This window comes from Promicromonospora sp. NPDC090134, assembly GCF_044746965.1.
GTDB lineage: Bacteria > Actinomycetota > Actinomycetes > Actinomycetales > Cellulomonadaceae > Promicromonospora.
Genome location: NZ_JBIVCZ010000024.1, coordinates 1 through 1,585, shown reverse-complemented (window position 1 = coordinate 1,585; position 1,585 = coordinate 1). Strand labels below are relative to the sequence as shown.

Genomic DNA, 1,585 nt, shown 5'->3' with positions numbered 1-1,585 from the left:
GGCCGGCTACCGCGGCCGACTGGCCGAACTACCAAGCATCATCCACATGATCACCAACCTGGAGTTCTACCGACTCACGCGCTGAATAGGGCTCTTAGACAAGCCACACCCCACCCGGAGGCTCTCCCACGTTCAAGCCGACGCGCCCGCGACCAACCTCATGGCCCGGTACACCTAGCGCGTTGCCTGCCTGCCTCGATTGTCCAGGTCGACCGATCCTGGCTGCTATGTGCTCACGACACTCGGCCGCCGCCCCCTCCAGGTGCGTCGGCCGATGTCGTCGACGGGAACGCAGACCCTGTGGTTCCAGTGGAGGGGAATGCTGCACGCTTTGGTGACAGCTCGTCGCAGGCGGCGAGCGTGGCCGATGTGGCGTCGATCTGAGGAAGCATATGGCTCGGGGGGTGCTGGGACGGGTTCCGGTGGCCGCGTGCAGCTCCGGGCGCTGCGTGCACGGCCTGGGCGCGCGGGATGAATAGGTGCAGCGGCCGAGGCGCGGGTACGCTCAACCCTCACACGAGGGTGTGCTTTCCATTGGGGCTGAGTCGAGGAACAGGAACCCGCCTGGGGGCTCGGGCCGGATGCACCGCGCGCCCGGATGATTCAGGGGCGCTTTGCTGGAGTCGGGCCGTGTTTGAGCATGCGCGTCAATTGTCGGCGCGTTCCCGCGAGCTATGCGGCTATTCCGCCGTATCCTGAGCGCGCGCCCGGCGGCTGCCGTGCGCACCGGCGAGCAGCCCATGAGGGAGTCTCGCTGCGTCGGCCGTCCTCGGCCAGCGACTTCGAAACCCCACCGGTCCCAAGTCCCAGGGAAGTCCCAGCCACTCGGGGCAGAGGATGAACTACCTGGTCAGGGCCGGTATGCACAGTTCAACGTCTGAACGAGGCACGTTCGGGCGCAAGCCGGGGTGCTGTCGCGCCGCAGGCTGCAGACCAGATGAAAGACCGTTTCCTTAAGAGGAAACGGCCTTTCGCGGGAGTAACCCGGAAATGATTCGGCACGGTTGTGCCTGCCGCCCGGCTCCAACCATAAGTGGTCGACCGACGTCCCCCATCCACGCCACGCTCCGAGAGGCGTCGGCCATCCGTGCGCCTGCCTCCACCGAGCCAGGACTGCGCATCGAACCCTGCAATTCCGGCACATTCACCCGTGCACGCGCCGGACGTGAGCGTGGGTGCCGGCGACATCTCCACGGGCGCCTACTGGTGCCAGCAGGGCATCGCGACCGCCTTCCCGACTCTGCCCTCAGCGCAGAGGCGAGCTCTCGCTGACCGGAAGCGTGTACCGCGACCGTGACCGAAGCTGCTGGCTCAGGCCAGGGCCTCGGAAGGTCAGAGCAGCCCGGTGAGCCCGAGCACGAGCCCGATACCCGCGCACACGCCCAGCGTGCGCAGGACCGACCAGCGCGCCACGAAAAGCAGGAGCGCGGCGAGCACCGCGATGCCCAGCGCGGCGGGCTGGAGCGTCGCGAGGTCGGGGACGTCGAACGTCAGCGGTCCGGCGGTCCAGGTGGTGGAGCCGGTGAACAGGGTGTGCGTGGTGAAGTACAGGGCGAGGTTGGCGATGACGCCGACCACCGCCGCC

The 1,585-nt window shown here is 67.8% G+C and carries 1 pseudogene; it reads right to left on the bottom strand.

The features are described 5' to 3' along the window. Positions 1–1,332: 1,332 nt before the first annotated feature. Positions 1,333–1,585: pseudogene (locus tag ACIPN7_RS29830) on the bottom strand (chromate transporter); the annotation flags it as partial.